This window comes from Campylobacter vulpis (genome assembly GCF_014217995.1).
Classification (GTDB): Bacteria; Campylobacterota; Campylobacteria; order Campylobacterales; family Campylobacteraceae; genus Campylobacter_D; species Campylobacter_D vulpis.
Map to the genome: position 1 here is coordinate 179888 of NZ_CP041617.1, position 25953 is coordinate 205840.

The 25953-nt window shown below is 35.5% G+C and carries 29 protein-coding genes; 14 read left to right on the top strand and 15 right to left on the bottom strand.

Annotated features, from left to right (window positions below; translation table 11 throughout):
- The first annotated feature begins 39 nt into the window (after window positions 1–39).
- From CVULP_RS00940 to CVULP_RS00985, 10 genes are read left to right on the top strand one after another with little or no spacing between them, the layout of a single operon-like run.
- Window positions 40–714 carry a methyltransferase domain-containing protein gene (locus tag CVULP_RS00940; protein WP_265415677.1) on the top strand — a complete coding sequence of 225 codons (675 nt, stop codon included), beginning with the start codon at window positions 40–42 and terminating at the stop codon, window positions 712–714.
- Window positions 711–1709 carry an N-acetylneuraminate synthase gene (gene neuB / locus CVULP_RS00945; protein WP_099507868.1) on the top strand — a complete coding sequence of 333 codons (999 nt, stop codon included), beginning with the start codon at window positions 711–713 and terminating at the stop codon, window positions 1707–1709. Before CVULP_RS00940 ends, neuB begins: the two co-directional genes overlap by 4 nt.
- Complete coding sequence (gene neuC / locus CVULP_RS00950) at window positions 1702–2856, top strand: UDP-N-acetylglucosamine 2-epimerase (RefSeq protein WP_099507870.1); 1155 nt, start codon at window positions 1702–1704, stop codon at window positions 2854–2856. The genes neuB and neuC overlap by 8 nt, the downstream gene beginning before the upstream one ends.
- Window positions 2853–3887, top strand: a complete 1035-nt coding sequence (locus CVULP_RS00955; RefSeq protein ID WP_099507871.1) for a nucleotidyltransferase family protein — start codon at window positions 2853–2855, stop codon at window positions 3885–3887. Before neuC ends, CVULP_RS00955 begins: the two co-directional genes overlap by 4 nt.
- On the top strand, window positions 3868–4785 hold the full coding sequence (locus CVULP_RS00960) for a Gfo/Idh/MocA family protein (RefSeq protein WP_099507874.1): 918 nt from the start codon (window positions 3868–3870) through the stop codon (window positions 4783–4785). Before CVULP_RS00955 ends, CVULP_RS00960 begins: the two co-directional genes overlap by 20 nt.
- Window positions 4782–5483, top strand: coding sequence for an acylneuraminate cytidylyltransferase family protein (locus tag CVULP_RS00965; RefSeq protein WP_099507876.1), 702 nt, complete (start codon window positions 4782–4784; stop codon window positions 5481–5483). The genes CVULP_RS00960 and CVULP_RS00965 overlap by 4 nt, the downstream gene beginning before the upstream one ends.
- Entirely contained in the window at window positions 5470–6228 is a 759-nt protein-coding gene (gene ptmA / locus CVULP_RS00970) for a flagellin modification protein PtmA (protein WP_099507878.1), read from the top strand. Before CVULP_RS00965 ends, ptmA begins: the two co-directional genes overlap by 14 nt.
- Window positions 6228–8129 carry a motility associated factor glycosyltransferase family protein gene (locus tag CVULP_RS00975; RefSeq protein WP_099507881.1) on the top strand — a complete coding sequence of 634 codons (1902 nt, stop codon included), beginning with the start codon at window positions 6228–6230 and terminating at the stop codon, window positions 8127–8129. Before ptmA ends, CVULP_RS00975 begins: the two co-directional genes overlap by 1 nt.
- Entirely contained in the window at window positions 8126–9097 is a 972-nt protein-coding gene (locus CVULP_RS00980) for a GDP-mannose 4,6-dehydratase (protein ID WP_099462664.1), read from the top strand. The genes CVULP_RS00975 and CVULP_RS00980 overlap by 4 nt, the downstream gene beginning before the upstream one ends.
- Entirely contained in the window at window positions 9090–10229 is a 1140-nt protein-coding gene (locus CVULP_RS00985; RefSeq protein WP_099507883.1) for a LegC family aminotransferase, read from the top strand. The genes CVULP_RS00980 and CVULP_RS00985 overlap by 8 nt, the downstream gene beginning before the upstream one ends.
- Here CVULP_RS00985 and CVULP_RS00990 read toward each other — a convergent pair.
- On the bottom strand, window positions 10226–10906 hold the full coding sequence (locus tag CVULP_RS00990) for a F0F1 ATP synthase subunit A (protein ID WP_099462660.1): 681 nt from the start codon (window positions 10904–10906) through the stop codon (window positions 10226–10228). The genes CVULP_RS00985 and CVULP_RS00990 overlap by 4 nt on opposite strands.
- 175 nt (window positions 10907–11081) lie before the next feature.
- Between CVULP_RS00990 and infA the strand changes: the two genes are divergently transcribed.
- The gene (infA, locus tag CVULP_RS00995; RefSeq protein ID WP_004275892.1) at window positions 11082–11300 is read left to right on the top strand and encodes a translation initiation factor IF-1; all 219 of its coding nucleotides are present in this window, start codon (window positions 11082–11084) and stop codon (window positions 11298–11300) included.
- 19 nt (window positions 11301–11319) lie between these two features.
- Here infA and CVULP_RS01000 read toward each other — a convergent pair whose 3' ends face one another.
- The 3 genes from CVULP_RS01000 to purM are packed head-to-tail and all read right to left on the bottom strand — an operon-like array spanning window position 11320 to window position 14094.
- Window positions 11320–12153 (bottom strand): substrate-binding domain-containing protein, encoded by an 834-nt coding sequence (locus CVULP_RS01000; protein ID WP_257874422.1) that lies wholly within the window; start codon window positions 12151–12153, stop codon window positions 11320–11322.
- Window positions 12137–13111 carry a glycosyltransferase family 9 protein gene (locus CVULP_RS01005; RefSeq protein ID WP_099507616.1) on the bottom strand — a complete coding sequence of 325 codons (975 nt, stop codon included), beginning with the start codon at window positions 13109–13111 and terminating at the stop codon, window positions 12137–12139. The genes CVULP_RS01000 and CVULP_RS01005 overlap by 17 nt, the downstream gene beginning before the upstream one ends.
- Window positions 13108–14094: a phosphoribosylformylglycinamidine cyclo-ligase gene (gene purM / locus CVULP_RS01010; RefSeq protein ID WP_099507617.1), complete on the bottom strand. Its 987-nt coding sequence runs from the start codon at window positions 14092–14094 to the stop codon at window positions 13108–13110. The genes CVULP_RS01005 and purM overlap by 4 nt, the downstream gene beginning before the upstream one ends.
- A gap of 61 nt (window positions 14095–14155) precedes the next feature.
- Between purM and coaE the strand changes: the two genes are divergently transcribed.
- From coaE to CVULP_RS01025, 3 genes are read left to right on the top strand one after another with little or no spacing between them, the layout of a single operon-like run.
- Window positions 14156–14737 carry a dephospho-CoA kinase gene (gene coaE / locus CVULP_RS01015; protein WP_099507618.1) on the top strand — a complete coding sequence of 194 codons (582 nt, stop codon included), beginning with the start codon at window positions 14156–14158 and terminating at the stop codon, window positions 14735–14737.
- A gap of 2 nt (window positions 14738–14739) precedes the next feature.
- Window positions 14740–15489, top strand: a complete 750-nt coding sequence (gene dapF, locus CVULP_RS01020; protein ID WP_099462652.1) for a diaminopimelate epimerase — start codon at window positions 14740–14742, stop codon at window positions 15487–15489.
- Window positions 15464–16183, top strand: a complete 720-nt coding sequence (locus tag CVULP_RS01025) for a glucosaminidase domain-containing protein (RefSeq protein ID WP_099507891.1) — start codon at window positions 15464–15466, stop codon at window positions 16181–16183. Before dapF ends, CVULP_RS01025 begins: the two co-directional genes overlap by 26 nt.
- Here the strand turns inward: CVULP_RS01025 and CVULP_RS01030 are convergent.
- The 11 genes from CVULP_RS01030 to CVULP_RS01080 all read right to left on the bottom strand — a co-directional run bounded on the left by CVULP_RS01030 (window position 16151) and on the right by CVULP_RS01080 (window position 25953).
- Window positions 16151–17170, bottom strand: a complete 1020-nt coding sequence (locus CVULP_RS01030; RefSeq protein WP_099462649.1) for an ATP-binding protein — start codon at window positions 17168–17170, stop codon at window positions 16151–16153. The genes CVULP_RS01025 and CVULP_RS01030 overlap by 33 nt on opposite strands.
- Window position 17171: 1 nt before the next feature.
- Complete coding sequence (locus tag CVULP_RS01035; protein WP_099462683.1) at window positions 17172–17681, bottom strand: DUF2393 family protein; 510 nt, start codon at window positions 17679–17681, stop codon at window positions 17172–17174.
- Window positions 17681–18211 carry a DUF2393 domain-containing protein gene (locus CVULP_RS01040; RefSeq protein WP_257874423.1) on the bottom strand — a complete coding sequence of 177 codons (531 nt, stop codon included), beginning with the start codon at window positions 18209–18211 and terminating at the stop codon, window positions 17681–17683. The genes CVULP_RS01035 and CVULP_RS01040 overlap by 1 nt, the downstream gene beginning before the upstream one ends.
- A 9-nt stretch (window positions 18212–18220) precedes the next feature.
- A complete protein-coding gene (locus CVULP_RS01045; protein ID WP_099462646.1) occupies window positions 18221–19306 on the bottom strand; it encodes a prohibitin family protein in 1086 nt (361 codons plus the stop codon).
- 9 nt (window positions 19307–19315) lie between these two features.
- Complete coding sequence (gene ilvE / locus CVULP_RS01050) at window positions 19316–20230, bottom strand: branched-chain-amino-acid transaminase (RefSeq protein WP_099507893.1); 915 nt, start codon at window positions 20228–20230, stop codon at window positions 19316–19318.
- A 44-nt stretch (window positions 20231–20274) separates the two neighbouring features.
- A complete protein-coding gene (locus CVULP_RS01055; RefSeq protein ID WP_099507895.1) occupies window positions 20275–21120 on the bottom strand; it encodes an ATP-grasp domain-containing protein in 846 nt (281 codons plus the stop codon).
- A complete protein-coding gene (locus CVULP_RS01060) occupies window positions 21120–21557 on the bottom strand; it encodes a pseudoazurin (RefSeq protein ID WP_099507897.1) in 438 nt (145 codons plus the stop codon). Before CVULP_RS01060 ends, CVULP_RS01055 begins: the two co-directional genes overlap by 1 nt.
- Entirely contained in the window at window positions 21541–22320 is a 780-nt protein-coding gene (locus CVULP_RS01065) for an ABC transporter ATP-binding protein (RefSeq protein WP_099507899.1), read from the bottom strand. The genes CVULP_RS01060 and CVULP_RS01065 overlap by 17 nt, the downstream gene beginning before the upstream one ends.
- Window positions 22307–23356, bottom strand: coding sequence for a FecCD family ABC transporter permease (locus CVULP_RS01070; RefSeq protein WP_099462637.1), 1050 nt, complete (start codon window positions 23354–23356; stop codon window positions 22307–22309). Before CVULP_RS01070 ends, CVULP_RS01065 begins: the two co-directional genes overlap by 14 nt.
- Complete coding sequence (locus CVULP_RS01075; protein WP_099507901.1) at window positions 23353–24450, bottom strand: ABC transporter substrate-binding protein; 1098 nt, start codon at window positions 24448–24450, stop codon at window positions 23353–23355. Before CVULP_RS01075 ends, CVULP_RS01070 begins: the two co-directional genes overlap by 4 nt.
- 204 nt (window positions 24451–24654) lie before the next feature.
- A complete protein-coding gene (locus tag CVULP_RS01080) occupies window positions 24655–25953 on the bottom strand; it encodes a Cj0814 family flagellar-dependent secreted protein (protein ID WP_213276795.1) in 1299 nt (432 codons plus the stop codon).

The following is a 25953-nucleotide window of genomic DNA, read 5'->3' on the forward strand; positions in this document are numbered from 1 at the left end:
ATCCCGTTAAAAAGTAAATTAGAAAGGAAAGAATAAACAATGCAAAATTCTTTATCAGCTTATACAAAAAAATATGATGATTTAAATTACGGACTTAGTTTTGCCGATGGGCATATTGTAAGATTTTATGAGAGAATTTTAAAATACAAGCTTGATTTTAAAGCGGGGAATATGCTTGATTTTGGTTGCGGAAATGGTGTGCATAGTGCCTTTTTTAAAAGCAAGGGCTATCAATGCTTTGGTGTGGATATAGTGCCAAGCTTAAAGCAAGCTTATGAAAAACTTGTTGGGGGGGGGGGGGGGTGTAAGATTATCCAGCCTAATGCCAGTCTCGTGGGACTTTTTGAGGAAAAGATGAATTTAATTTTAGCAAATCAAAGTCTTTATTATTTACCTAAAAACACTTTAGTGCAAAATATGGACGAGTTTTATGAAATGAGCGAAAAGGGGGCTGTATTTTTTGCGACGATGATGAGCGAGAAAAATTATTATTTCAAACACGCAGGAAAAGAGGACTCGCAAGGGCTTAGAAAGGTTGTTTTAGAGGGTAGGCTTAATGAGACAAGTTATATTCATTTTGTCAAAAATGCGACAGATTTGAAAGAGCTTTTTAAGCCTTTTAAATGCTTATATTTGGGAGAGTATGACCCGATTTATTTTTATGAATTTGAGGGTAGTGCGCATCATTTTATTTATGTAGGGGTTAAAGAGTGAAAAAAGTGCTTATCATCGCAGAAGCAGGGGTGAATCATAATGGAGATTTAAACTTAGCGAAAAAACTCATCGAACAAGCCGCAAAAGCAGGGGCTGATGTGGTGAAATTTCAAACCTTTAAAGCAAAGGATTGCGTCAGTGTGAGTGCGAAAAAGGCAAAATATCAGCTAGAAAGCACTACTAAGGAGGAAAGCCAACTTGAGATGATAAAAAAACTCGAGCTTTCTTACGAGTCGCATTTTGAGCTTATAGAGCATTGTAAAAAGCATCATATCGTTTTTTTATCCACGCCTTTTGATTTAAGAAGTGTGGAGTTTTTAAGAGAGCTTGATTTGCCTTATTTTAAAATTCCAAGTGGAGAAATTACGAATTTACCTTATCTAAAAGCGGTGGCAAAATGTAAAAAAAAGGTGTTTTTATCCACAGGTATGGCAAATTTGGGTGAGATTGAAGCTGCCCTTGAAATTTTACGCAAAAACGGCACGAAAAAGATCACGCTTTTACATTGTAATACCGAATATCCAACGCCTTTTGAAGATGTAAATTTAAACGCGATTAAAACTTTAAGAGAGGCTTTCAAACTTGAGGTGGGGTATTCAGACCATACTGAGGGTATCGTGGCGTCTTTGGGTGCGGTAGCTTTGGGTGCTGTGGTGATAGAAAAGCATTTTACCCTAGATAAGACGATGGAAGGACCTGACCATAGGGCGAGTTTGGAATTTGAAGAGTTAAAGGCACTGTGTAAGGGTGTAAGAGAGCTTGAAAAGGCTTTAGGAAGTGGCATAAAAAAAGCAAGTAAAAGCGAAGCGAAAAATAAAATCATCGCTAGAAAAAGCTTGGTGGCAAGATGTGCAATTCAAAAAGGTGAGAAATTTAGCATAGAGAATTTAACGACAAAACGCCCCGGAAACGGCATAAGTGCGATGCGTTATGAGGAGTATCTAGGAAAAAGGGCGTTAAAAACCTACAAAAAAGATGAGCTTATCAATGAATAGAAAAAAAATAGCCCTTGTGAGTGCGACTAGGGCGGAGTGGTATTTGCTATGGAATTTGGCAAAAGAGCTTGAGAAAGATGAGGAAATAGAGCTTTTGCTTTTGGTAACGGGGGCGCATTTGAGCGAGGGTTTTGGTAATACTTATCAAGAAATCGAAAAAGATTTTAACATCACGCGTAAAATTCCCATTTTAGAGGATAATGACGATAGATTAAGCCTTGCGAAAAGCTTGGCGGTGGCGGTGAGTGGTTTTGCGGAGGCTTTTGATGAATTAGAGCCTGATGCGGTGGTTATTTTAGGGGATAGATATGAAATGTTGGGTGTTGCAAGTGCGGCTTTGATGATGCATATCCCTATTATTCATCTTTGCGGTGGGGAGCTTACTTTAGGCGCGATGGACGACAGCATTAGGCATAGCATTTCTAAAATGGCTAGTCTTCATTTTGTAAGCACCAAAGCTTATAAAAAAAGGCTTATGCAGCTTGGAGAGGAGAAAAAAAGAATTTTTAATGTCGGCTCTTTAGCGGGGGAAAATGTCAAAAAATTAAAGCTTTTAAGCAAAAAAGAGCTTGAAAATAAGCTTGGTTTAAGCCTTAAAAATTTCTTACTCATCACTTATCACAGCGAAACGCTAAATTTGAAAAATACAAAAAAAGAAGTGCAAATTTTACTTGATTTTTTAGATACGCTTAAAGACATTACTCTAATTTTTACTAAGGCAAATGCCGATGAAAACGGACTTTTAATCAATCAAGCCCTAAAGAATTACTGCCTTAAAAACACGCATAAAGCAAAGCTTTTTGATAATCTTGGAGCGCTTAAGTATCTAAGTGCCTTAAAACACGCTAAAGCAGTGGTGGGAAATAGCTCAAGTGGGATTTGTGAAAGTGGCTTTTTTAAAACCCCTTGCATTAATATAGGCGATAGACAAAAAGGCAGGTTAAGAGGCTCTAACATCATAGATTGTGAGATGAAAGATTTAAAAAAGGCTTTTAAAAGGCTTGAAAGTGAGGAATTTAAAGAAAAAATGAAGCATTTTAAAAACCCTTTTGAAAGTAAAAAAAGTCCATCGATTTTTATAAAAGATGTGATTAAAAATACAAATTTAGCTACAATTTTACAAAAAGATTTTGTGGATAGAAAATGAATATTGAAAGTTTAAAACTAAGTGTAAATTCTAGCATAGAAAAAGCCCTTGAGATTATAGGAAAAGAGAGGGTTAGGCTTGGCGTAGTGGTAGGTAAAAAGGGGGAATTTTTAGGAATCATTTCGGATTCTAACATTAGAAAAGCTTTGATTAATGGCAAAACCTTAAAGAGCAATATTAAAGAAATTTATACCAAAAATCCCATTACCATAGCAGAAAATACAAGCAAACAAAAGCTTTTAGAATTAAGTGCTAAGACGGATATTTACGATTTTCCTGTTTTAAATAAAAAGGGAGAGGTCGTTTCTATCCGCTCTATTTCTTCACTTTTAAGCACGAAAAAACTCCCCTTTTATGTTATTTTAATGGCAGGAGGGCTTGGCTCACGCCTTAAAGAGCTGACCAAAGAAACGCCAAAACCTATGCTAAAGGTTGGTAAAAAGCCTATTTTAGAAAATATTATTCAAAGACTTCACGCACAAGGTTTTGAGAAATTCATTTTTTGCGTGAATTATAAAAGGCAAATTATTGAGGATTATTTCAAAAAGGGTGCAGAATTTGATGTAAGCATTTCTTATGTGAAAGAGCGTAAAAAGCTAGGAACGGCAGGGGCTTTAAGTCTCATAAAGCATAAAATGGAGCAAAGTTTTGTTGTGATGAATGCGGACATTTTAACAGAACTTGATTTTAACGAGCTTTTAAAAGCACATCAAAAAAGCGGAGCATTGATGAGCGTTTGTGTGAGAGAATTTCATCAGCAAGTGCCTTATGGGGTGATTAAGCAAAAAAATGGCTTTATCACACACATCGAGGAAAAGCCTATGCAAAGCTTTTTAGTTAGTGCGGGTATTTATGTGTGTGAGCCGCAAATTTTGGAGCTTTTAGCTAAAAATACCTACCTTGATATGCCAGAGCTTATAGAAAAAGTGATGCAAAAGGGTCGCGTGAATACCTTTTTGATAGAAGATTATTGGATTGATATAGGCAGACTTGAGGAATTTAAAAGGGCAAATGATGAAATCAAAGAATAAAGCCCTAATTATTGGTTTTGGAAGCATAGGCAAAAAGCATTTTTTAGCCCTTAAAACCCTTGGTTTTGAAGTGAGTGTCGTGTCAAAAAGTGCTAATGAAAGCTTATTTGAGGAATTTGGGGAATTTGCAATTTATCGTTCTTTAAAAGGACTTGATTTAAGTGTATTTGAGCTTTTTATCATCGCAAATATTACTACTAAGCATTACAAAACTCTTCAATTTTTAGATAAAAGGTTGAAAAATAAAAGCATTTTAGTGGAAAAACCGCTTTTTGAGAAAAATTACTCCTTTAAAGAAAGTGGGAAAAACCGCATTTTTGTGGCTTATTTGTTGCGTTTTCATAGTGTGGTGGAGAAATTAAGAGAGCTTTTAAAAGATGAAAAGCCTTATTTTGCGAGTTTGGAGTGCGATTCTTATCTGCCTAAGTGGCGAAGTGTGGATTATAGACAAAATTATAGTGCGAAAAAGAAGCTTGGTGGGGGCGTTTTGCTTGATTTATCTCACGAGCTTGACTTGGCTTTATTTTTATTTAAAGACTTAAGGCTTAAATTTTCTCAAAATGCCAAAATAAGTGAGCTTGAGATAAAAAGCGATGATTTTGCCTTTTTAGCCTTAGAAAAAGAGGGTTTAAAAGTGCATATCAGGCTGAATTATTTTTCTAAATTTGAAAAAAGACAAATCATTATCCATACGAAAAAACTAAGCTTAAGCGTGGATTTAAGAGAGGCTAAAATAAGCATTTTTAAAGAAAATGAAAGTGAAATTTTAAATTATCAAAGCGATACCATCAGTCTTTTAGCAAAACTTCAAAAAGCGGTTTTAAGAAATGATAAAAACCTTTGCACACTCAAAGTTGCAAAAAGGCTTTTAAAACTTTGTGATGAGGTAAGGAAATGATACTTTGCACGATTTGCGCTAGGGGCGGAAGTAAGGGCGTTAAAAATAAAAATATCCGTAAAATTGACGGACTTGAACTCATTGCTTATAGCATTTTACAAGCAAAAGAGAGCGGGCTTTTTGAGCATATAGTCATTAGCACCGATAGCGATGAGATAGCTAGTGTCGCTACAAAATATGGCGGCGAGGTTTTTTTCAAAAGAGAAGCAGCGATGAGTAGTGATAGTGCGGCAAAAGTGCCTGTAATAAGGGACGCTTTACTAAGAAGTGAGGAGCATTTTAAGAGGCAATTTGACACCTTAATCGACCTTGACGCTACCGCACCCCTTCGCACGAGTGAAGATATTAAAAAAGCTTACGCCTTGTTTAAAAGTGGGGATTATGAGAATTTAATTACCGCCGTTCCTGCTAGGCGTAATCCTTATTTTAATCTCATCGAAGAACTTAAAGAGGGAGGCTTTGATACTTCTAAGCCTTGTTCTTTTGTGTGCCGTCAAGAAGCACCTAAATGCTATGATATGAATGCGAGCATTTATATATTTGATAGGGAGAGGCTTTTAAAGCAAGATGATGTTTTTGGCACGAAAACGGCTTTATATGTGATGAGTGAGGAGAGTGCCTTTGACATTGATAGCGAATTAGATTTTAAAATTGTGGAGTTTTTACTAAGAGAAAGGAGGCTAAATGCTAAAGGATAAGGTCATTTTCATAGCTGGAGCTTGTGGGCGTATAGGCTCTGCATTAAGTAAGGAGCTTTTAGAGCAAAATGCTAAGCTTGTTTTAGCAGACATCAATGAAGCGAATTTAAGCAAACTTACGCAAGGATTAAGGGGCGAATTTTTAAGCGTGAGGCTTGACATTACAAGTAAGGAAAGCTTAGAAAGTGCTATTAGTCAGGCTGTGCGGCATTTTGCTAAAATTGATGGCTTTGTAAATGCAAGTTATCCTTGCGGAAAGGACTGGGGGAAAGTGGGTTATTATGAGGCTAGTTTTGAGCAAATTTGTGAGAGTTTAAATTTACATCTTGGTGGCTTTATCTTAGCGGCAAATGCTTTTGTGAAGTTTTTTAAAAAGCAAGGCTATGGAAATATCATCAATCTTAGCTCCATTATGGGCGTTTATGCGCCTAAATTTGAAAATTATGCGGGAACTTCTATGCAAAGTTCTTTAGAATATAGCGTGATAAAAGCGGGGATTAATCATCTTGGCGTGTGGATGGCTAAAGAGCTTTTTAATACAAATATCAGGGTTAATACCCTAGCAAGTGGGGGAATTTTGGATAATCAAGTTGATAGCTTTTTAAAAGCTTACCGAAAATGTTGTGCGAGTAAGGGAATGCTAGAAGCTGGTGATGTATGCGGAATGATAGCATTTTTACTGAGCGATAAGGCCAAATTTATCACAGGGCAAACCTTAGTCGTAGCAGATGGCTGGGGGCTTTGATGTCTGGTATTTTTGAAAGAAATTTAGCCCATCTTAGTCCCTCTTTACAAAACGCACTTTTAAGCCTTGATGAGAAAAACAAAAATGCCTTTAAAATTACGGAGGAATATGCAAAAAACGAAAGAGTGTTTTATAAAAATTTCATTGCAGAAAATGGGAGTTTGGTGTTTGATTATGAGGAATTTGAAGAGAGGCTAAAGGAATTTAAAGAAAAGTATCTGCTTTATCCTGTGCTTTATTTTTATGGTATTTCTAATGCTTTTATGATAGAGAATTTGTTGCAAAATCCTTATCATTGTCATTTAGTTATTTATGAGAAAGATTTAGCCTTGCTTTATGTTGTTTTGTCAAACATTGATTTAAGCACGGCTTTAGCACAAAAAAGGCTTTTGATTTTTAATGAAGTGAGCCAAATGGAGTATATTTTTGAGACCCAGCCTTTTTTAGCTTATTCTAGGACTTATTTTTTAGAGCTTATGAGTGATTTTTATGCGACAGAGCAAAAGGAAATTTTAGCCCTAAATTCCTTTTTAATGGAGGGTTTTAAAAAGAGCATTTTAAAGCAGGGAAACGACCCAAAAGACGCCTTACAGGGCATTAGACAATATGTGTATAATTTAGCTTCTATGATTAAAAATCCTAGCTTAAAAGAATTATTGGCAAAAAGAAAGGCTAAATTTAAATCTTGCGTGATTGTTAGCACGGGACCAAGTCTTACTAAACAACTTCCGCTTTTAAAAGAGGTGCAAGAAAAAGTTATCATTTTTGCGGCTGATAGTGCTTATCCTATCTTAATGCAAAATGACATCGTGCCTGATTATGTGTGTATGGTAGAACGCACGGACTTTACGGCGGAGTTTTTTAAGCACGATTTTGGGGATAAGGATAAAAAAACAACTTTTTTACTCGCTTCTTTAGTGCATCCAAATGCCGTTGAGTATTTAGAAAAAAGAGGGAGAGATTATGTCCTAATCCCAAAACATTTAAATTTCGCACAATATGTTGATTTAAAGGCTTTTGCCCTGCTATCTTCTGCTGTGAGCGTGGCACATATGGCTTTAGCCATAGCTTTAGAGCTTGAGTTTAAGGAGCTTGTTTTCATTGGACAGGACTTAGCTTATAATGATGTGGGGTATTCGCATCCTAAGGATTATCAACATAGTGCAAATTTTGAAAGCGAGGCTTATGAGAAAGTCAAGGTTGTAGCTTATGGTGGGGAGGGTTTTGTAAATAGCCACGAGATATGGATTTTCTTTAGGCAGATTTTGGAGGATTTAATTAAATATGTCGTAAGTGCTAAGATTTATAACGCCACAGAGGGAGGTGCGAGGATAGAGGGTATGATAGAAAAGCCTTTTAGCGAGTGTTGCAAGGATTTTAGTGAAAATAAGCAAAACTTAGAGAAGCTCCAGTCTTTAAGCGAGGATAAGCAAAAAGAATACGCCCTTAAAGCCTATGCTAAAGTCAAAAAAGCTTTTAAAGAATGTGTAGGGTTTCAAGCGATGTTAAGGGCTTATTATGAGGATATCGAGCCTGAGTTTTTAAGGCTTAATACGCTTGATTTAGAAGAGGGTGCGAGTGCGAGTTTTTCACTTGTGCTAAAGGTTGATAAATTTAGAGATGAATTTAGTGTGATTAGTAGTGTTTTTTATGAGCTTATCCACTCCTTTTTTGCACATTTTTGTATGAATTTAAATAAAATTTTAGTGCTAAATCCTCTCACTAAAGAGGATTTTTTTAATAAAAATGTGCTTTATATTAAAGAACATCTTGATTTTATGCAAAGCATTTTTGGCTTTGTAAAAGCACAAGAAGAAACGCTAAAATTTGCTATCACTCCGCTTGAAAATGCTCTAAAAGCAAAGGATCTAAGCAAATATGTAGAAAGGCTAAGTCAATGAAAAAAATTCTCATCACAGGAGCGGACGGCTTCATAGGCTCACATCTTTGCGAGGTTTTACACGCTAAGGGTTATGCAATTAGGGCTTTGAGTTTTTATAATTCTTTTAATTTTTGGGGGCATTTGGAGCATTTGGAGTGTAGGGAGGATTTGGAGATTGTCAGTGGAGATTTAAGGGATAGCTTTTTTTGCGATAGCCTTGTAAAAGGCGTTGATGCGGTGCTACATTTAGGAGCTTTAATTGCCATACCTTATTCTTACGCTGCACCGCAAAGTTATGTTGATACTAACATACAAGGCACTTTAAATTTGCTTGAAGCGGCTAAAAAACACGCCATTAAACGCTTTATCCATACTTCAACGAGTGAAGTTTATGGAAGTGCGATTTATACGCCCATTGATGAAAAGCACCCTCTCCAGCCTCAAAGTCCTTATTCTGCGAGTAAAATCGGTGCAGATATGCTTGCTCTTAGTTATTTTTATAGCTTTAATTTGCCTATCATTGTAGCGCGTCCTTTTAATGCTTATGGTCCGCGTCAAAGTGCAAGGGCTTTTATCCCTGCGATGATGGTGCAGATTTTAAGCGGAGCGAGGGAACTTAAGGTGGGGGATTTAAGCACGAAGAGGGATTTAAATTTCGTGCGGGATACTTGCGAGGGTTTTGCGACCTTACTCACAAATGGCGACTTTGGCGAGGTTTATAATATAGGCAGTGGTGTGGAATATACAATGAGCGAGGTTTTAGAGTTGATTTGTGAGTTAAGTGAAGTTGAAGTTAAAATCACTCAAGATAAAACAAGACTTCGCCCTAAAAATAGCGAGGTTACGAGGTTACTTTGTGATAGTTCTAAGTTAAAAAGCGTGAGTGCGTGGGAAAGTAAGGTTTCACTCAAAGAGGGTTTAGAGCAAACTTTAGCTTATGTGAAAGCGAATTTAAATGCTTATAAAACAGGGATTTATAATGTTTGAAAAAGAAATTGCTTTTATTAAAGAGCTTTATAAAAAAGAGCAAATTGCCCTTCACGAGCCTTGCTTTGGGGCGGAGGAAAAAACGCTTTTAAATGAATGTATAGAAAGTGGGTTTGTCTCAAGTGTGGGGAAATTTGTAGGCGAATTTGAGGAGCAAATCAAAAAATTTAGCAACGCAAAATACGCCATAGCGACAAATAGCGGCACTTCAGCCCTTCACATCGCCCTTTTGGCAAATAAAATCGATGAAAAATGCGAAGTTATCACACAAGCTTTAAGCTTTGTAGCGACTGCAAATGCCATTGCTTATACTGGTGCAAAGCCTATTTTTTTAGATGTGAGCTTAAAAACGCTAAGTTTAAGTGCGAGGGCTGTGAGTGAATTTTTAGCAAAAAATACCTTTATTAAAAATGGAAAATGTTTCAATAAGCACACAAAAAAGCACATCAAAGCCTTAGTTTTAATGCACACTTTTGGTTTAAGTGGCGAAATTGTAGAGCTTAAGAAAATTTGTGAAAAATATCATCTCATCTTCATCGAAGACGCCGCAGAGGCACTTGGGAGCTTTTTTCAAAATAAAGCCTTAGGCACTTTTGGAAAATGTGGAATTTATAGCTTTAATGGCAATAAAATCATCACAGGAGGCTGTGGGGGCGTGGTGCTAACAGACGATGAAAAAATCGCTAAAAGAGCAAGGCATTTAAGCACAACTGCTAAAATCCCTCATGCTTATCACTATAAGCACGATACGCTAGGCTTTAATTATAGGCTTTGTAATGTTAATGCCGCCTTGCTCGTAGCACAAATGAAAAAGCTTAATGCCTTTTTGATTGATAAAAGAAACACGGCTAAACTTTATAAAGAATTTTTTAAAGAGAGTGAATTTTGTGAATTTGTCAATGAAAATGAGGGAGAGAAAAGTAATTTTTGGCTCTGTGCTTTAAAATTTAAAAAACCTAGTTTGAGAAAAGAATTTATTAAAGTTTGCCTTGCAAATCAAATTTTTGTTCGTCCTGTGTGGAAAAGCTTGGCAGGGTTAAAGATGTATCAAAATTGTCAAAAAGATGCGTTAAAAAATACGAAAATTTTAGAAAAAACCTTGCTAAATTTGCCAAGTAGCGTCAGGGCTTAATGCCCCTCTTCTACAATGGTCGCTCCCGCTAAATAGACATAAGTTAAAATCATGAAAATAAAGGCTTGCAAAAATGCCATAAAGGTCAAAAGCACATAAGCAGGAAGTGGAGCTATATAAGGCACAAGAGCCAAAATAACGGCTAAAAATAAATCATCGCCCTTAATATTACCAAACAAACGAAAGGATAAAGAAATCACACGAGAAAAGTGAGAAACAAGCTCAATAGGAAACATTAAAGGAGCTAGAATTTTCACGGGTCCCATAAAATGGGCGAAATATTTTACCACACCTTGCGTTTTAATGCCCTCAAAATGATAATACACAAAGACGATTAAGGCTAAGGAAAGGGTTAAATTTAAACTTGCACTTGGGGCGTGAAAACCCGGGATAATGCCGATGATATTACTAAAAAATACAATAATACCTAAAGTCGCCACGAGAGGGAGGTATTTTCTAGCGGACTTTTCATTACCCATAGTATCATTACCCATAGACAAAACGCCCTCTAAAAAGGCTTCACTGATATTTTGCATCCCCCTTGGGATAAGCTGCATCGAACGGGTAGAAAGTTTAGCAATAATCACAGCAAATAAAGCTACCAAAGCTAAGTGAAAAAAGTATGAAAAAGTATGACTTGGGTCGATTAAAGAGCTAAATAAAAATAAATCTTTCATCTATATTCCTTCAAAAGGCTAATTCTTAAAATCAAAAAGGCAATTTTAGCAAATTTTTGCTTAATATTTTAATATGCTTTCAAAAAAAGCGATATTTTTACACATTTTTTTTCTTGTAAAAAAACCTTTTTTTTGTTAAAATGACGGCTTTAAATTGACTTATAAAGGATAAATTTTGGCAAAAGATGATGTCATAGAAATTGATGGAAATGTAATCGAAGCTTTACCTAATGCAAATTTCAAAGTTGAACTTGATAATAAACATATCATTTTATGCCACATAGCAGGTAAAATGCGTATGCACTATATCCGCATTATGCCAGGAGATAGGGTTAAGGTCGAGCTTACGCCTTATAGTCTTGATAAGGGTCGTATTACTTTTAGATATAAATAGGAGCTAAAAAGCTCCCTTTTCACTCAAAATACTGCTTCGCGTAAGCGGCATTTTCGTATAAATTTTCTTTATATTTTTCTTTTCCGTAATTTGCAATAATATCCTGCCCCTCTTTTGAACTTAAGAATTTTACAAAAAGAAGTGCTAATTTTGAAGGATTTTCTGTCGTCATCGCAACATAGGTGTTGATTAGGACTTTATCGCCTGCATAAAGAATTTCTAAATTTTTTAGTTCATTTTTTGCAAGTTTATAAGTGCTAGAATCACTCATAAAATAACCCTTTGTCTCATCTGCTTTTTTTAAGGTGGCTAACATAAAATCTTTATTTGCCACATACCACGCTCCACTAGGCTTGACATTTGCATTTTTCCAAATGCTCATCTCTTTCTTGTGTGTGCCTGAATTGTCCGCTCTTGTGTAAAAAAGTGCTTGTTTTTGTGCGATTTTACTATAAGCTTCCTTGGCATTTTTTGAATTTTTAATATCAGCAGGATCATCTTTTGGTCCTAGGATATAAAATTCATTTGATCCAATGAGAGTTCTATTGGCTGCCCAGCCCTCTTTTATCGCTTCTTTTTCTGCTTTTGGTGCATGCACCATAGCGATGTCAATTTGTTTTTCTTTGAGGAGTCTTAAGCTTTCTCCACTTCCTGCTTTAATCCAACAAAGAGAGCTATTATGTTTAGTATTAAAAGCCTTAGCTAAAGCTTCTAAAAGTCCAAGTTCTCCCGGGCTTCCTGTGGCAAGCTTGATTTGCTCTTTACCTTTTCCATAAATAGCCGTGCAGTCCATAGCACTAACCCCCGTAAGTGAAATAATAGCAACTAGTGCCATTTTAGATAGAATTTTCATTTTTAATCCTTGTAGTAAAGTGATTTGCTTTTTTATAAAAAATTTGCATAATTTTAGCATAGTTTTTTTGATAACCATTTTCTAGAGAAAATTTTTCACATTTCCCTCCATAGCTTCCGCCACTAAACCTATAAAAAGTATGTTTTGGGATAAAAATGAGGCTTGGAATTTGTAAAATATCACAAAGATGCACTATGCCAGTATCCACAGAGATAAGCCCATCAAGTCTGTTGCAAAAAGCTACAAGAGAGGCTATGCTATCACTATTAACAAAGACTTTTAAATTTTCTTTTTCTTTAATGTTAAATTGTAAGGTATTGTGTGTGAAATTAACTAAGATAAATAAAATTTCAGGGAATTTTTCACTCAAATTTTTACTTAAATCAAGCCAAGTTTTAGGCAGGAGGTTAAAGCCTATGTTTTCAGTTTGATTTCCAAAAATATTAAGGGCGATGATTTTGGAAAATTGCTTATTTTGCTTAAAGAATTTTTCGCTTAAAGTATCATCACTGGGGAGTAAATTTTTCACTTCTTTAAAATTAATCTTAGAAAAATTCGTATCATAATGCCTTTTATCTATGGCTCTTACGAGCTTTAGAGCAATTTCGCTCATATGAAGTTTAGCTCTTTTGTAAGGCATAGGTGTGTCAAAATAAAGGAGACTAAGAAGATGAGGTTGGGTGATAATGCGTCCTAGTTTAAGTTTATGTAGGGTTTTAAAAAAGCTTGAATTGCGTATATTTGTGATAAAAATATCACTTTTTAAATTTTCAAAATTCTTATCCCCAGTATAAATTTCATCAATGAAAGGGATATTTTCAAGAAAGTTTTCATCACTAAAGCCCTTTTGTGCTAAGACGAGTTTATCCTTTGGATAAAGGCATTTTATAGCATAAAGGGCTTTAAAACATACGAGCAAATCGCCAAAGCCGTTTTGATGAAAGACTATGCGTCTCATTCTAAAACCACGCCCTCATTAATCACAATTTCGCCGATGATAAAGGCATCTGTGCTTTCTAGAACCTTAGAGGCATTGCTAGGACTTACGACAAGCACTAAGCCAATGCCCATATTAAAACTTCGATACATTTCAGCCTCTTCGACCCTTTCGCCGATGTGATAGAAAATTTCAGGGGTTTTTAAATGATGTTTTCTTATTACAGCACCTAAGCCTTTGGGTAAAACGCGTGGCAAATTCTCAACTAAGCCCCCCCCTGTGATGTGTGCTAGAGCATTGATATAGGGTTTTATAGCTAAAAAGTCTTTTACATAAATGCGTGTAGGCTCAAGTAAGATGTCGATTAAATCTTTACCCTCGATTTTATCATCAAATTTCATTTTAAGGCTTTCAAAAAGCACCTTTCTAGCTAAAGAATAGCCATTTGAGTGAAGCCCGGAACTAGGAAGTGCTAAAAGTAAATCCCCATTTTTGACATAATTTGAGCGTTCTAACTCTTCTTCTTCGGCTATACCTACCGCAAAGCCCGCTAAATCAAAATCATCTTTAGCATACATTCCGGGCATTTCAGCCGTTTCTCCGCCTATTAAAGCACAATTTGCCATTTTGCAGCCCTTAGCTATGCCCTCAACCACAGCTTTTGCGACCTCTACTTCAAGCTTTGCCGTAGCGTAATAATCAAGAAAAAATAAAGGCGTAGCAAAATTACAAATCAAATCATTCACACACATCGCCACTAAATCCTGTCCTATGGTGCCATATTTTTTCGCATCAATAGCAAGGCGTAGTTTGGTGCCAACCCCATCAGTCGCCCCTAAAATCACAGGCTTTTGATAGCCGCTTGGCAGTCTAAAAGCCCCAGCAAAAGAGCCTATACCGCCGATAACATTTTGGTTAAAAGTCTCTTTTACAAGGGGTTTGATAGCCTCTACAAAGGCGTTGCCATTATCTATACTTACTCCAGCATCTTCGTATGAAATCATTTATTTACCTTTAAGAATTTAAAGGGTATTTTAGTCAAAAAAAGTTTCGACAAGGTATAAAATGAAAAATGCGTATTTTGTGAGTGCGAGCATAGCTTGTGGTAAAAGTTCTTTTATAAAAATAGCAAATGAACTAGGTTTTAAAAGCCTTAGTGCGGACACTATTTCTAATGATATTTTGCAAAATAATGCCGCTTTATTAGCAGAACTTTTTTCTTTAAATTTAGATAAAGAGGGCAAGATTGACAAAAAAATCCTTGCAAATTTAATTTTTAATGATAAAGAAGCTAAAGAAAAATTAGAAAATTTTATGCACCCTAAAATTCGCGAAGAGCTTTTTGAAAAAATGCAAATTTTAGAGCAAAAAGGACGCATTTTTTTTGTAGAAGTTCCGCTTTTTTTTGAAAGTGATTTTTATAAAAATTTAGGGAAAAGCGTGCTGATTTATGCGCCTAAAAATTTGAGTTTGCAAAGATTAATGCAAAGAGATGGTTTAAATAAAGAAGAAGCTTTAAAGAGGATTGAGGCACAAATGGATATAGAAAAAAAGCGTGAAATGGCAGATTTTGTGATAGAAAACACTGGCTCTTATGAAGAATTTAGGCAAAATTGTGTTAAATTTATTAAAAGTTTAAAGGAGTAGGGGTGAAGGTTTTTAAATATTGTGCTAGTGGGAACGATTTTGTGATTTTCAATGCTGGTAAAAAAGCAAATAGAAGCGAGTTAGCACTCCTTTTGTGTAATCGTTATGAGGGCGTTGGTGCTGATGGTATGATAGTGATTTTACCCCACGAAAAATACGACTTTGAATGGGAATTTTACAATAAGGACGGCTCAAGAGCGGCGATGTGTGGGAATGGCTCAAGAGCGGCGGCACATTTTGCGTATTATAATAATGGCGTGGGATCTAAGATGCGTTTTTTAAGCGAGGCGGGAGTGATTGAAGCGAGTGTGAAAAAAAGTGGAGTTGAGGTCGTTTTGGGGGGGGCAAGGGATATTAAAGAGCCTTTTGAATTTGGGGGGAGGGTGTGGCAGCATTGTGATACTGGAGTGCCGCATTTGGTGCATTTTTGTGAAAATATTGAGGAATTTGACAAAAAAACCTGTCAAATTTTAAGAAAAAAATATAATGCTAATGTGAATTTTGCACAAATAATCGATGATAAATTGATGAAAGTGCGAACCTTTGAGCGTGGGGTTGAAGATGAAACCTTAGCGTGTGGGACGGGAATGGGAGCTTGTTTTTATTTGGCATATTTGCAAAAAAGGATTAAGGATAAAGTTAAAGTTGTCCCAAAAAGTGGGGAACAGCTTGGTTTTTCTTTAAAAGATGAGAAAATTTATTTTAAGGGTAAGGTGAAGTGCTGTTTTGAAGCGAATTATTATTTTTCTTAGCCTATTCTCTCTAGCTTTTGCTGGTTTTGATGAAAGTTATTATAAGCTTCCAAGTGAAGAAAGAAGAGCTGTTTTTTTTGCGAAAATGAACACGCTTTTAGACCGCTCTTTTGCTAAGGTGGCTAAAGATAGGGCTTTTGTAAAATTGTTTTTAGAAAATAGTGCTAAAAATGGCTTTAGGGAAAGTGAGGGCTTAATCAAACTTGCAAGTTTAAGGGAAAAATACCGCGTTAAAAATCTCTTTTCTTGGCAGGAGTATGATGAAAAAATGCGTTTAGTGCCTAAATCTTTGGCAATGGCACAAGCCTTGATTGAAAGTGCAACCGCAACAAGCCGTTTTGCAAGAGAAGCAAATAATCTTTTTGGAGAATGGACTTGGGGAGAAAAAGGCATAGTTCCTGAAAATAGAGCGCCAAATTCTAAGCATAAAATTCGCATTTTTGATAGCTTGGAGGAAAGTGTGGATTCTTATTTGCTAAATTTAAATCGTCATTTTGCTTATGAAAATTTTCGCAAGAAACGCTACGAATTTGCTAAAGATGGTAGAGAATTTAGCGGACTTGAGGCGGCTAAAAGTCTTCATTCTTATTCCGAGCTTGGTGGAAGCTATATTAAAATGGTAAGTCAAGTGATACAAAAGTATAAACTTATGGAATATGACTTAAAAACTCAAAGCCCACTTATCAAATGGTAAAATCTCAAATTTAACGCCTTGTTCAAAAAAGCTTTCTTCGCTTGAAAGTGTGATGAAAACGATATGAAAAATACCGAGTTCAAGGGCTTTTGGTAGGATTTTTTTAGCCCTTAGTTTAATAAGATCTATGTCTAAGGTCGGGCTTGAGATATAGGCGTGATGATGCGTGTAAAAATGAAAAAATTTATTATAAAAAAGATTTTCTTGACACTTAAAAAGCTCACATAAAAGCATATTTTCAAAAAGGGCGTTAAAATTTTTTTGTATGCAAAGGGCATTTCTTAGACTAAAATCTTTAAAATAAATTTTAAAAAGTTTTTTTTCTCCGTGCGTTAAAATTGTGATAATGAAGCGATTTTCTAAATCTTTTATACTTTTATAGACACTATCTTTTGAGGTTTTTATTTTTGTTTTAAGGCTTAGAAAAAGTTGATTAATGCTAATTTCTTTGCCTAAATTGAGGGCTAAGTATTTTAAAATTTCAAGCTCTAAAAAACTGAATTCTTTCGGGGAAATTTTATTATGCTCTTTTTGTCCGTTTTGTAGGAAAAGTCCTAAGAGCTGTTGTATGGGGAGATTTTTTTTGCTAATGCTAATAAATTCTTCAAAATCGCAAAAATTTAAAAAAAGTTCCTTAAAGCCTTTTAAATTCAGTAAAGCGTTATTTGTGCAAACTATGGTATTTATGGGGCTTTGAAAGTTTAAATTAGTAGGAGCATTATAGAGGCAGAGAATTTTTATTTGCGTATTTTGTTTTAAAAAAGGTGTTAAGTTATTTAGACTTTCTTTTTCAAAACGCACATCTTCAAGGTCGATAAATAGCACCTCTTCACTTTTAAAAGAAGAGAGAAAATTTAAAATCAGGCGTTTTTTGCCACTATTTTTCGCACCTTTTAAAAGGATATTTGCAGGATAGAGCTTAAGTTTTCTTTCATAATTTAGCTCAAATTTGGGGTGATTTTCATAGAAAAAATTTAAGACTTTCACGCTAGATACATTTTAGAGTGTGATAAAATTCAGCATTGTCAAAGCTCGGTGGAAAAGGGACTTTGGCACTAAATTCTTTATAGGTGTTGCCTGGGAGTTTGTTGGCTATTTCTATGGTGTAGGTTGCGCTTGTATTTTTCATCGTGGCGTTTTTGAGATTTTCATCGGCAAAAACCTCTCCGCCGACTGCCTTTTTGTTAGTAATACTTAAATGCAAGTAGCATTTTTTAATGTCGTATTTTGTAAGGTTTTGCACTCTGCCACTTACAATGAGGCTTTCGTGCCTTAGATCTCTAGTATAAGTGAGCTTAGAAAGTGAAGCTTGTGTGGTAAATTCGCTAATGGTCGTTAAAACAGAATAAATTAAAATCGCCATAAATATAGTGTTAATGCTGTAAAGAATAAGAGCGATTTCTTTTTGTTTAAATTTGAGAAAGATTAAAACGCAAATTAGGGCGAAACAAACGAGTAAAAGCACAAAGGCGAGGATATGAAAAAAGGTAAATTGCATTAAAAACACTCCGAGCTTAAACGAAGGGTATAATTGCCCTCTTTGTCAAAATTGTCAAAGGCTATTCTTTGAAACTGGGTGCTACCTTTTTCTAAATTATTAAAACTTTTGCTTTTTTGTCTAAAGGCTATAAAGCGTTTTTTAAAACGAGTGATGAAATTATCATTTTCATTTGGATTTTGATAAAGTTTGGCAGTAACTTTACAATCTTTAAAGTTAAATTTAGAGGTATTTGTGATGTTAAAATCGACTATAAAAGCTCCAGAGCTTTGTATGATTCTTTGATTTTGTATGCTTGTAATCCTACTTCTTAACTCAAAATCGATAAAGCGGTAAGCATAAATATAAATGAAAAATGAAGCGATAATATCTAAAGCGATGATAAATAGGGCTATGACGGGTCTGTGGCTTAGAAAAATACATAAAAATAAAATGCAAGTGAAAAACAAAAATACCAGCAAAATAAGCATAAAATCTGCTAAATAAAAATGGCTGGTATAAAAAAGAATCCACTCTTTTATGTTTTCCACTTAGTTCCTTTAGTTTGGACTAATTGCACTTTGTTTTTTAGCATCCTTAGTATCAACCCAGATATTAGGCACTGCACCGCCCGGAGTTAGGAAAATTTTTGCGTCCTGATTAACCTTTAAGGCTTCATTAAAGGCTTTTTGTGTTTCGATTTGTTTTAAATTAAGCAAAGGTGTGTTAAGACTTTGTGCAATTTCTTTATTAGAATAGGCTTGTGCGTCCGCTTCTATCTTTACAGCTGTTGCCTTACCCTTAGCACTGATGATAGTCGCATTTGCTTCACCCTCTGCTAATGCAGCTTTTTTAAGGGCTTCTTGGTTGGCTCTTTCAACTTCATATTTTGTTCTTTCGGCTTCTTGCTTAGCGATTTGAACGCGTTCAATTTGTTCTTTAACTTTGGCTGGAAGTATGATTTCTCTAAGTTGCACAGCTCTAAGTTCGACAGGCTCATTTGGTTGAGCTACGATGGTTTTTCTTATGCCCTCTTCAATTTGTGTGGCTATGGCGTTACGATTGGTTGGTAATTCTTCAGCCGTGTAGCGTCCTACGACACTACGCACCACATCACGCACAACAGGGTCGATGATTTTATTTTCCCAGTTTAAGCTCCAAACGGCTATGGTTTGAGGCACTTGAATAGGATTTAATTGATACTGCACTGTTACATCAATAGACACAGGCAAACCACGCGAGTCAAGCACGGAAATGCTATTTTTATTAATCACACCTGTGCCAATTCCTAAATTTTCGTTCGTTCCTTCTAAAGAAGCGTAATTAATCTGTCTTACTCTAGTATCCACGACAATCACCCTATCGATGAAAGGTAGGAAAAAGTGAAGTCCGGGCTCTAAAGGATTAGGATCATATTGACCTGTGCGTGCCTTAATACCCATTTCACCGGAATTTATGATAACAAAAGGTTTTGCGACAATTAAAACCAAAACAATGATAATAAGTGTATAAATCACAGGTGCAAATTTACCAAAGCCTTTAAAATTAAATTCTGGAGTCTTAAAATTGAAATTTTGACGCTGATTGTTTCCGCTGTTTGAATTTCCATTTTTTTTATTAAAATAATCGTTTAAATCTGCTGGCATTGTTTTCCTTTAAATATAAGTTAGCATTGAGGCATATTTTTCATTACGCCCATAAACTATGTCAAAATAGGCATCTTGGACTTTTTTTGTGATTGTTCCTCGTAAGCCATTGCCTATAATCCTCGCGTCAATGTTATTAATAGGCGTGATTTCTGCGGCTGTGCCTGTGAAAAACGCCTCATCTGCTGTATAAACTTCATCGCGTGAAATTCTTTGTCTAAGCACGGGGATTGCTAAATCGTGAGCGATTTTAAGCACGGTATCTTGCGTGATACTTTTAAGAGAAAAATCATTAGGCGGAGTGATTAAAACGCCGTTTTTAACGATGAAAAAGCACTCCCCTGTTCCCTCCGCTACAAAACCTTCTTCATCAAGCATTAAAGCCTCTTCATAGCCTGCCTCTATGGCTTCAAATTTGGCAATTTGAGAATTGAGGTAATTTGCACTTGCCTTAGCCTTACCCATACAAGATTTGACGCTATTTCTAGCAAAAGAAGAAATTTTAACCCTAATGCCCTTTTCAAGCCCCTCTTCACCTAGGTAAGCCCCCCATTCCCAAGCGGCGATTCCCACACGCACGGGTGCTTTGATATGGTAAAGTCCCATAACGCCATCACCTAAGAAGATTAAAGGGCGTATGTAGGTATTTTCTTTAAAATTATTCACTTTTAAAAGTTCTATTTGAGCGTTTTGAAGCTCTTTTTGTGAGAAAGGGCAGTTCAAAAGCGTAATTTTGGCACTTTCAAGCAGTCTTTTTGTATGCTCTTCTAGTCTAAAAATCGCCAAACCTCTATCCGTTTTATATGCTCTAGTTCCCTCAAATACAGCATTTCCATAGTGTAAAGAGTGGGTAAGAAAATGCAAGGTCGCATCTTTAAAATCGACAAGCTTTCCATCGAGCCAAATTTTTTCTGCGTGTATCATATTACCTCTTTTCATTTAAAAAGCCTGATTGTAGCAAAAATAGGCTAACAATTAGCTTTTTGATAAAAAGGAAGTAAATTTTTTATAAATTCATCAAGGGAATTTTCGCAAAAATCAAAATACAAGCTAGGCTCTATAAGCTCAACTTCATTGATGAAAGCATCGCCGTTTTTTTGTGGAAGTAAATCCACTCTAGCGTAGAGTAAATTTGAGCTATTAAGGGCTTTTAAAGCTTTTAAAGCTAAGTTAATGTAGGCTTTGTGAGGATTTTTAAGCGGAGATATTTTAACACCATAATTTGAATTTGCTCTCCAGTCCTTTTGTGTTTGTCTATGGATAGCATAAGCAAATTTCCCCCCAAAAAAGATAAGGCAAAACTCCCCCAGCTCCTCCACACTTTCGATAAAGGGTTGAATAAGTGCGCCGTGGGGAAATTCTGCTTTAGTGGGTGTTTTTTGCTCTAAAAAACGCACTCCATTTCCACTTTGCCCGACTAAGGGTTTAATTACGGCTTTTTCAAAAGGAATTTGACTAAGATTAAAATCCTCATCTTGCTTAAAAATCACGCTAGGGATAATGGGTAAATTTGCTTTTTCTAAGCTTTTAAGATAGCTTTTATCAGCGTTTGCTTTTAAAATTTCACTAGGATTTAAAATGCTAATTTTCGCCTTTTCAAGTGCGTTTAAAAAATGTAAAAAATTCGCATATTCTAAGCTATAATCCCACACGGCAAGGGGTAAGATGAGGGTATTTGAGGCTAAATTTTTTACATCAATTTCTTGCCAAGCTTTTAATTCACACTCAAAATGCAAATTTTCTAAGCTTTTTTGCAAATTTTTTAAGGCTTTATTACCCTCTTTATAAGCCTTGCAGGTGGCGATGAGGAGCATTATTTTAGCTCTTTGACATAAGCTTCAAGGCGTCCTTGATTAGTTACCACTCTTTTTTCAAGTTTAGGAACGGCGTTTTTGATTTTGTCTAAATTCTGTGCCTTTCCTACTTGTATGAGTCCTACCATATTCATCATTCTATGTGGCGGACACTCATAAAGATAAACGCCCTCTTTTTCAAATGTAAAAGTTGCTTTTTCATCAAGCTTGCTTTCAAATTTGCTAGCGCCCTCAGGCACGATGATACTTTTAGCCCAGTGGCTTTTGTGGGTTGGGATAAAAGTTACACTATCGCCCACTTCTATGTGTAAGACGGCTGGTTCAAAAATCATCGTTTGATTTTCGCTATCAAGATCAAGCATTTTCACTTCATAATTTTTCGCTTCTAAACTCATCATAAAAAGCCCTAAAAGCACTATTTTAACTACAAATTTCATTATATTTTCCTTTCAATTCTTTAGCGGCTGCCTTAGCCAAAACACAAGGCAAACCTCGCTCACAATAAAAAATATCTGCATCAATGCGATACACCTCTTTTAGCAAGTCCTTATTTAGCACATTTTCGGGCTTATCCTTAGCCTTAATTTTAGCTTCGTGTAAGATAATAAGCTCATCAGCAAACTGCGACGCAAGGGATAAATCGTGCAAAATCACAAGGGTAAGTAAATTTTGCTCTTTTGTGTGCTTTTTGACATTTTCTAACAAAACGCACTGATGATGCAAGTCTAAAGCCGAAACAGGCTCATCAAGGAGTAAAATTTGCGGCTCTTTCAAAAGCACAGAGGCAAAATTTACCATTTGTCTTTGACCGCCTGAAAGTGTGTTGATGTCCCTTTGTGCTAGGTGCAAAATGCCAAGTTCTTCCATAATTTTTGCGGCTTTTTTGATTTGCATATCGCTTAAATACATTCCTAATTGATTTCCAAGTCCAAGCAAAACAACTTCAAGAGCGGTTAAACTCGCCTCAATATAATTATCCTGCGGCATATAGCCTATGAGTTTTTTATTTAGCTCCTTATCTTCAAATTTGATTTTTCCTCCGCTTTTAAAGTCTCCAAAAATAGCTCCTAAAAGCGAAGATTTTCCCGCTCCATTTGCGCCTAAGATAGCGTAAATTTTACCTCTTGCAAGATTTAGATTGATTTGATTTACAACGCATAAATCTTTGCGATGCACACTGAAATTTTCAAGCTTTAGCATAGCTTTTCCTTGAGAAAATAATCCAAAAAAAGAAAGGCACACCAATTAAAGAAGTGATGATGCCAACAGGAAATAAAGCCCCTGGGATAATGACCTTAGATAAAACCGAAGCGATGGATAAAAACGCCGCTCCCACAAACATAGCACTCGGTAGGAAAAATCTCTGATCCTCTCCAACCAACATTCTAGCAATATGCGGTGCGACAAGCCCGATAAAACCTATAACACCAACAAAGCTTATCGCCGTAGCGGTCATAATGGACACTAAAACAAGGGTTTTAAAGCGTAGGAAGTTGAGGTTAATCCCCATACTCTTAGCCCTTGCCTCGCCTAATTTAAGTGCGGTTAAAGCCCAAGAATCACGTAGCAAAAACAAAACGCAAATGAGAGTTACTATGCTAACGATGGGCAAATTTGTCCAATTTGACTTTAGCAAAGAGCCAAAAAGCCAAAAAAGAATTTGTTGTGAAATTTCAGGAGCAGAAAGATACTGCACCAAAGAGAGAAAAGATTGAAATAAAAAAAGTAAAGAAATTCCTACCAAAACAAGCATAGCTGAGTCAAATCTCTTAAAACTTGCAAAACCAAAAAGCACAGAGGCAGCTAACATCGTCATTAAAAACGCTCCCACAGGAACAGCTGTGATAAGAGGCAAGCCAAAACTCCCAAAGGCTATCACCAAAGACGCCCCAAAGCCACTAGCCGCCGCAAGTCCTAGAGTGTAGGGGCTTGCCATAGGATTATTGAGTAAAGTTTGAATTTCAGCTCCGCCTATACCTAAAGCTGCTCCCACAACCAAAGCCATCAAAGCCATAGGAAGTCTTAAATCATAGACTATACTTAAGGTTGTTTGGTCGATTTCTTTTGAAGAAAAAGGCGATAAAAGTGCGTTTAAAACTTCTTTAGGGGCGAGTAGTGAGGGACCTGTGGCGATGTCAAAAATTAAAGAGATGAAAGCCACGCCCATAAATATAAGTATGATAAATAGGCGTTTTAGCTCCCTTTTTCTATGTGCTTTTAAGCTTTCTTCTATCATTTTGCTTGTATCCCAAAAGTCCCTTCAGGTATAACGGGGAGATAGTTTTTGTGAAAATTGATATAGGTTTGAATTGGGTCAATGTCCTCAAACAAGCTTGGATACAAAGCTTTAGCGATGTATTGTATCATTGCAGCATCAGCTAAGGTCCTTGAAGCACCCATATAAAGCCCATAAAGTCTATTATCCTTTATGGCGGGTAATGCACTCCAACCCGGTCTATTTTTATACGCCTCTAGTCTTTTTAACGCTTCTTTTTCATCGATATTAAAGCCCATAACCATCGCTTCTTGATTTTTCTTAAGTTCCGTTTCGCGTCCTGCTATCATAATGACATCGGGTTTTGAGATGAGAACTTGCTCAGGATTAATAGGCGCCCATTGTTTAACAAAAGGAGCGGCGATATTTTCACCTCCTGCTAAGTCAATCAAAGCTCCCCACATATCCTTTCCATAGGTAAAGCCTGTTTCATTAGGACCTTTATTGCCAAATTCTATGTAAATTTTGGGCTTAGGAAGTTGTGCCTTTTCTATTCTGCTAGCAACTTCATTTGCGGTATTTTTGTAAAAATCAACAAGCTCTTTAGCTCTTTTTTCTTCTCCTGTAATTACCCCTAAAAGTTCCGTGCTTTTGGCGTGAAGTTCGACTTTTTCCTTATTATAATCTAGCACGATGATGGGGATATTTGCCTCTATAATAGGCTCTAAATCAAATTCTAAAACTTGATATTGCCACGCCGCTAAGATAAGTAAATCAGGCTTTAAGGAAAGCACTTTTTCTACGGAAAAGGTTCCTACTTCAACCTCACCAAAATCTGCAATGGAATTTAATTTCGGTAAAGTTTTACTATAAAGCTCCCAACTTGCAGGAGTCCAATCCGTCCAAACTGCTTTAGAAAATCCCACAACCTTATCCAGGGCTTTCACTCCGCCAACAGCTAAAAAATCCGTATAATAAAAACCCAAAGCTATGCGTTTGACAGGCAGATTGAGCTTCACTTCCCTATCTAAAACATCTTTAAGAATCACTTCTTTAGAAAAACTAAAAGAAGAAATTAGCATTATAAACAATGCAACTTTAAAAATTTTTCGCATTTTTACTCCTTTTAAAAATGATAAATAATTTCATTTTAAAAATTAAAAGCGTATTGTATTTTTTAAAAACTTATAATTTGATAAATTTTTTAATAGCTATTATCATTATATAAATAAAAAAATTTCGAATAGGAATTTTTGTGTATTTTTAAATATGAAATCATTTTAAAATTAAAAAGTTTATATTAAGAAAAAACATAGATCTCACGCCTTTATATCCACACTTTTTAGAGTGTTTTTAGAAAGAATTTTGCTAAATTCTCCTGTTTTATCATCACTAAATTTAATCCCAAAAAGAAGTTCTAATTCTTCACTTTTACCAAATTTATTTTCTAATAATTTTTTTAAAAGCTCGTTTTTAGCATTGTCATCTTTATAGGTTTCTTTGTTTTGACTTTCGCTTTGTATGGGGGTGCGGGGATTTTTTGTTTTTTTTGTTTGATCGCTTTTAATCATTTTTGTTAAATCAATATTATTAATTCCTCGCATTTTCTCTTCTGCTTTTAAGAGATTTACAAATTCATCGTGTCTTTTTTTAAAATCTAAATATGTGTTTTTAAATTCATTTAAGCTTATATTAGAGTTAATCATCATTTGATATTCTTCATCTAAGCTTGTTGCAAGTTTGGATAATTCAGCATTTCCTGTAATATTAGCACGCTGAATAAAAAGCTTCATCGACAACCGCTCTTCAAAAGGGTTCCAGTCATTAGGATTACTTGAGGCTAAAAAAGCACTTTGTGTTTTATTAATATTCATAAAATTTTGAAAATCTTTACGCTCTAAATCGCTGATATTTTTATCGTTTAATATTTTTCCAAATAATTTTGTATCGCCTTCTAAAAAATACATTGTCGCACCATAGAGCTGAGAATTCAAAAGAGCCATTAAAACTCCGCCCTTATTTGCATTACCATTTTCAATATAGGCATTTTTATTTAAAACAACATCGCCATTATTGTTGCTAAAAATATTATTAATGTCAATTTTGTCAAATCCATAATTAGAAAAAGTGTTAAAAGTCAAATTAATTCTATCTTGTGCGAAAGTTATTTTTTCATATTCATCTTTAGTGAAAGTTTGAGTGATGTTGAGATTTTTATCTAAGATAAAAGCATAAGGTATGTTTGCTAATTCTTCTTGAGAAAAGGTGGAATTTGAAGTTTGCGGTATAAGTTGTGAGAATACTTTATAAGCATTACCTATGGTTTTGGCAATATCTATGGAAGTGTGAGTTGCATAAAAATATCCATCTCCAGTCTCCCATCTTACAAAGCTTTCCATATCTTTAGCATAAATCTTATAATCCTTTGGCAATCCTGCTGCTTCATTAAAATCACTTGTAAAAAAGCCCTCTTTATCCACGCCATAGCCTAAAATTTTATCTACCGCTTGAGTTTTATCGCTAATCAAACTTGATGTGGTGCTTGATAATTTTGCGTTTGATGTGTTATTAAAAGCATTTGCGTGATTATTTGGATAAGGGCTTATACTATTAATCAT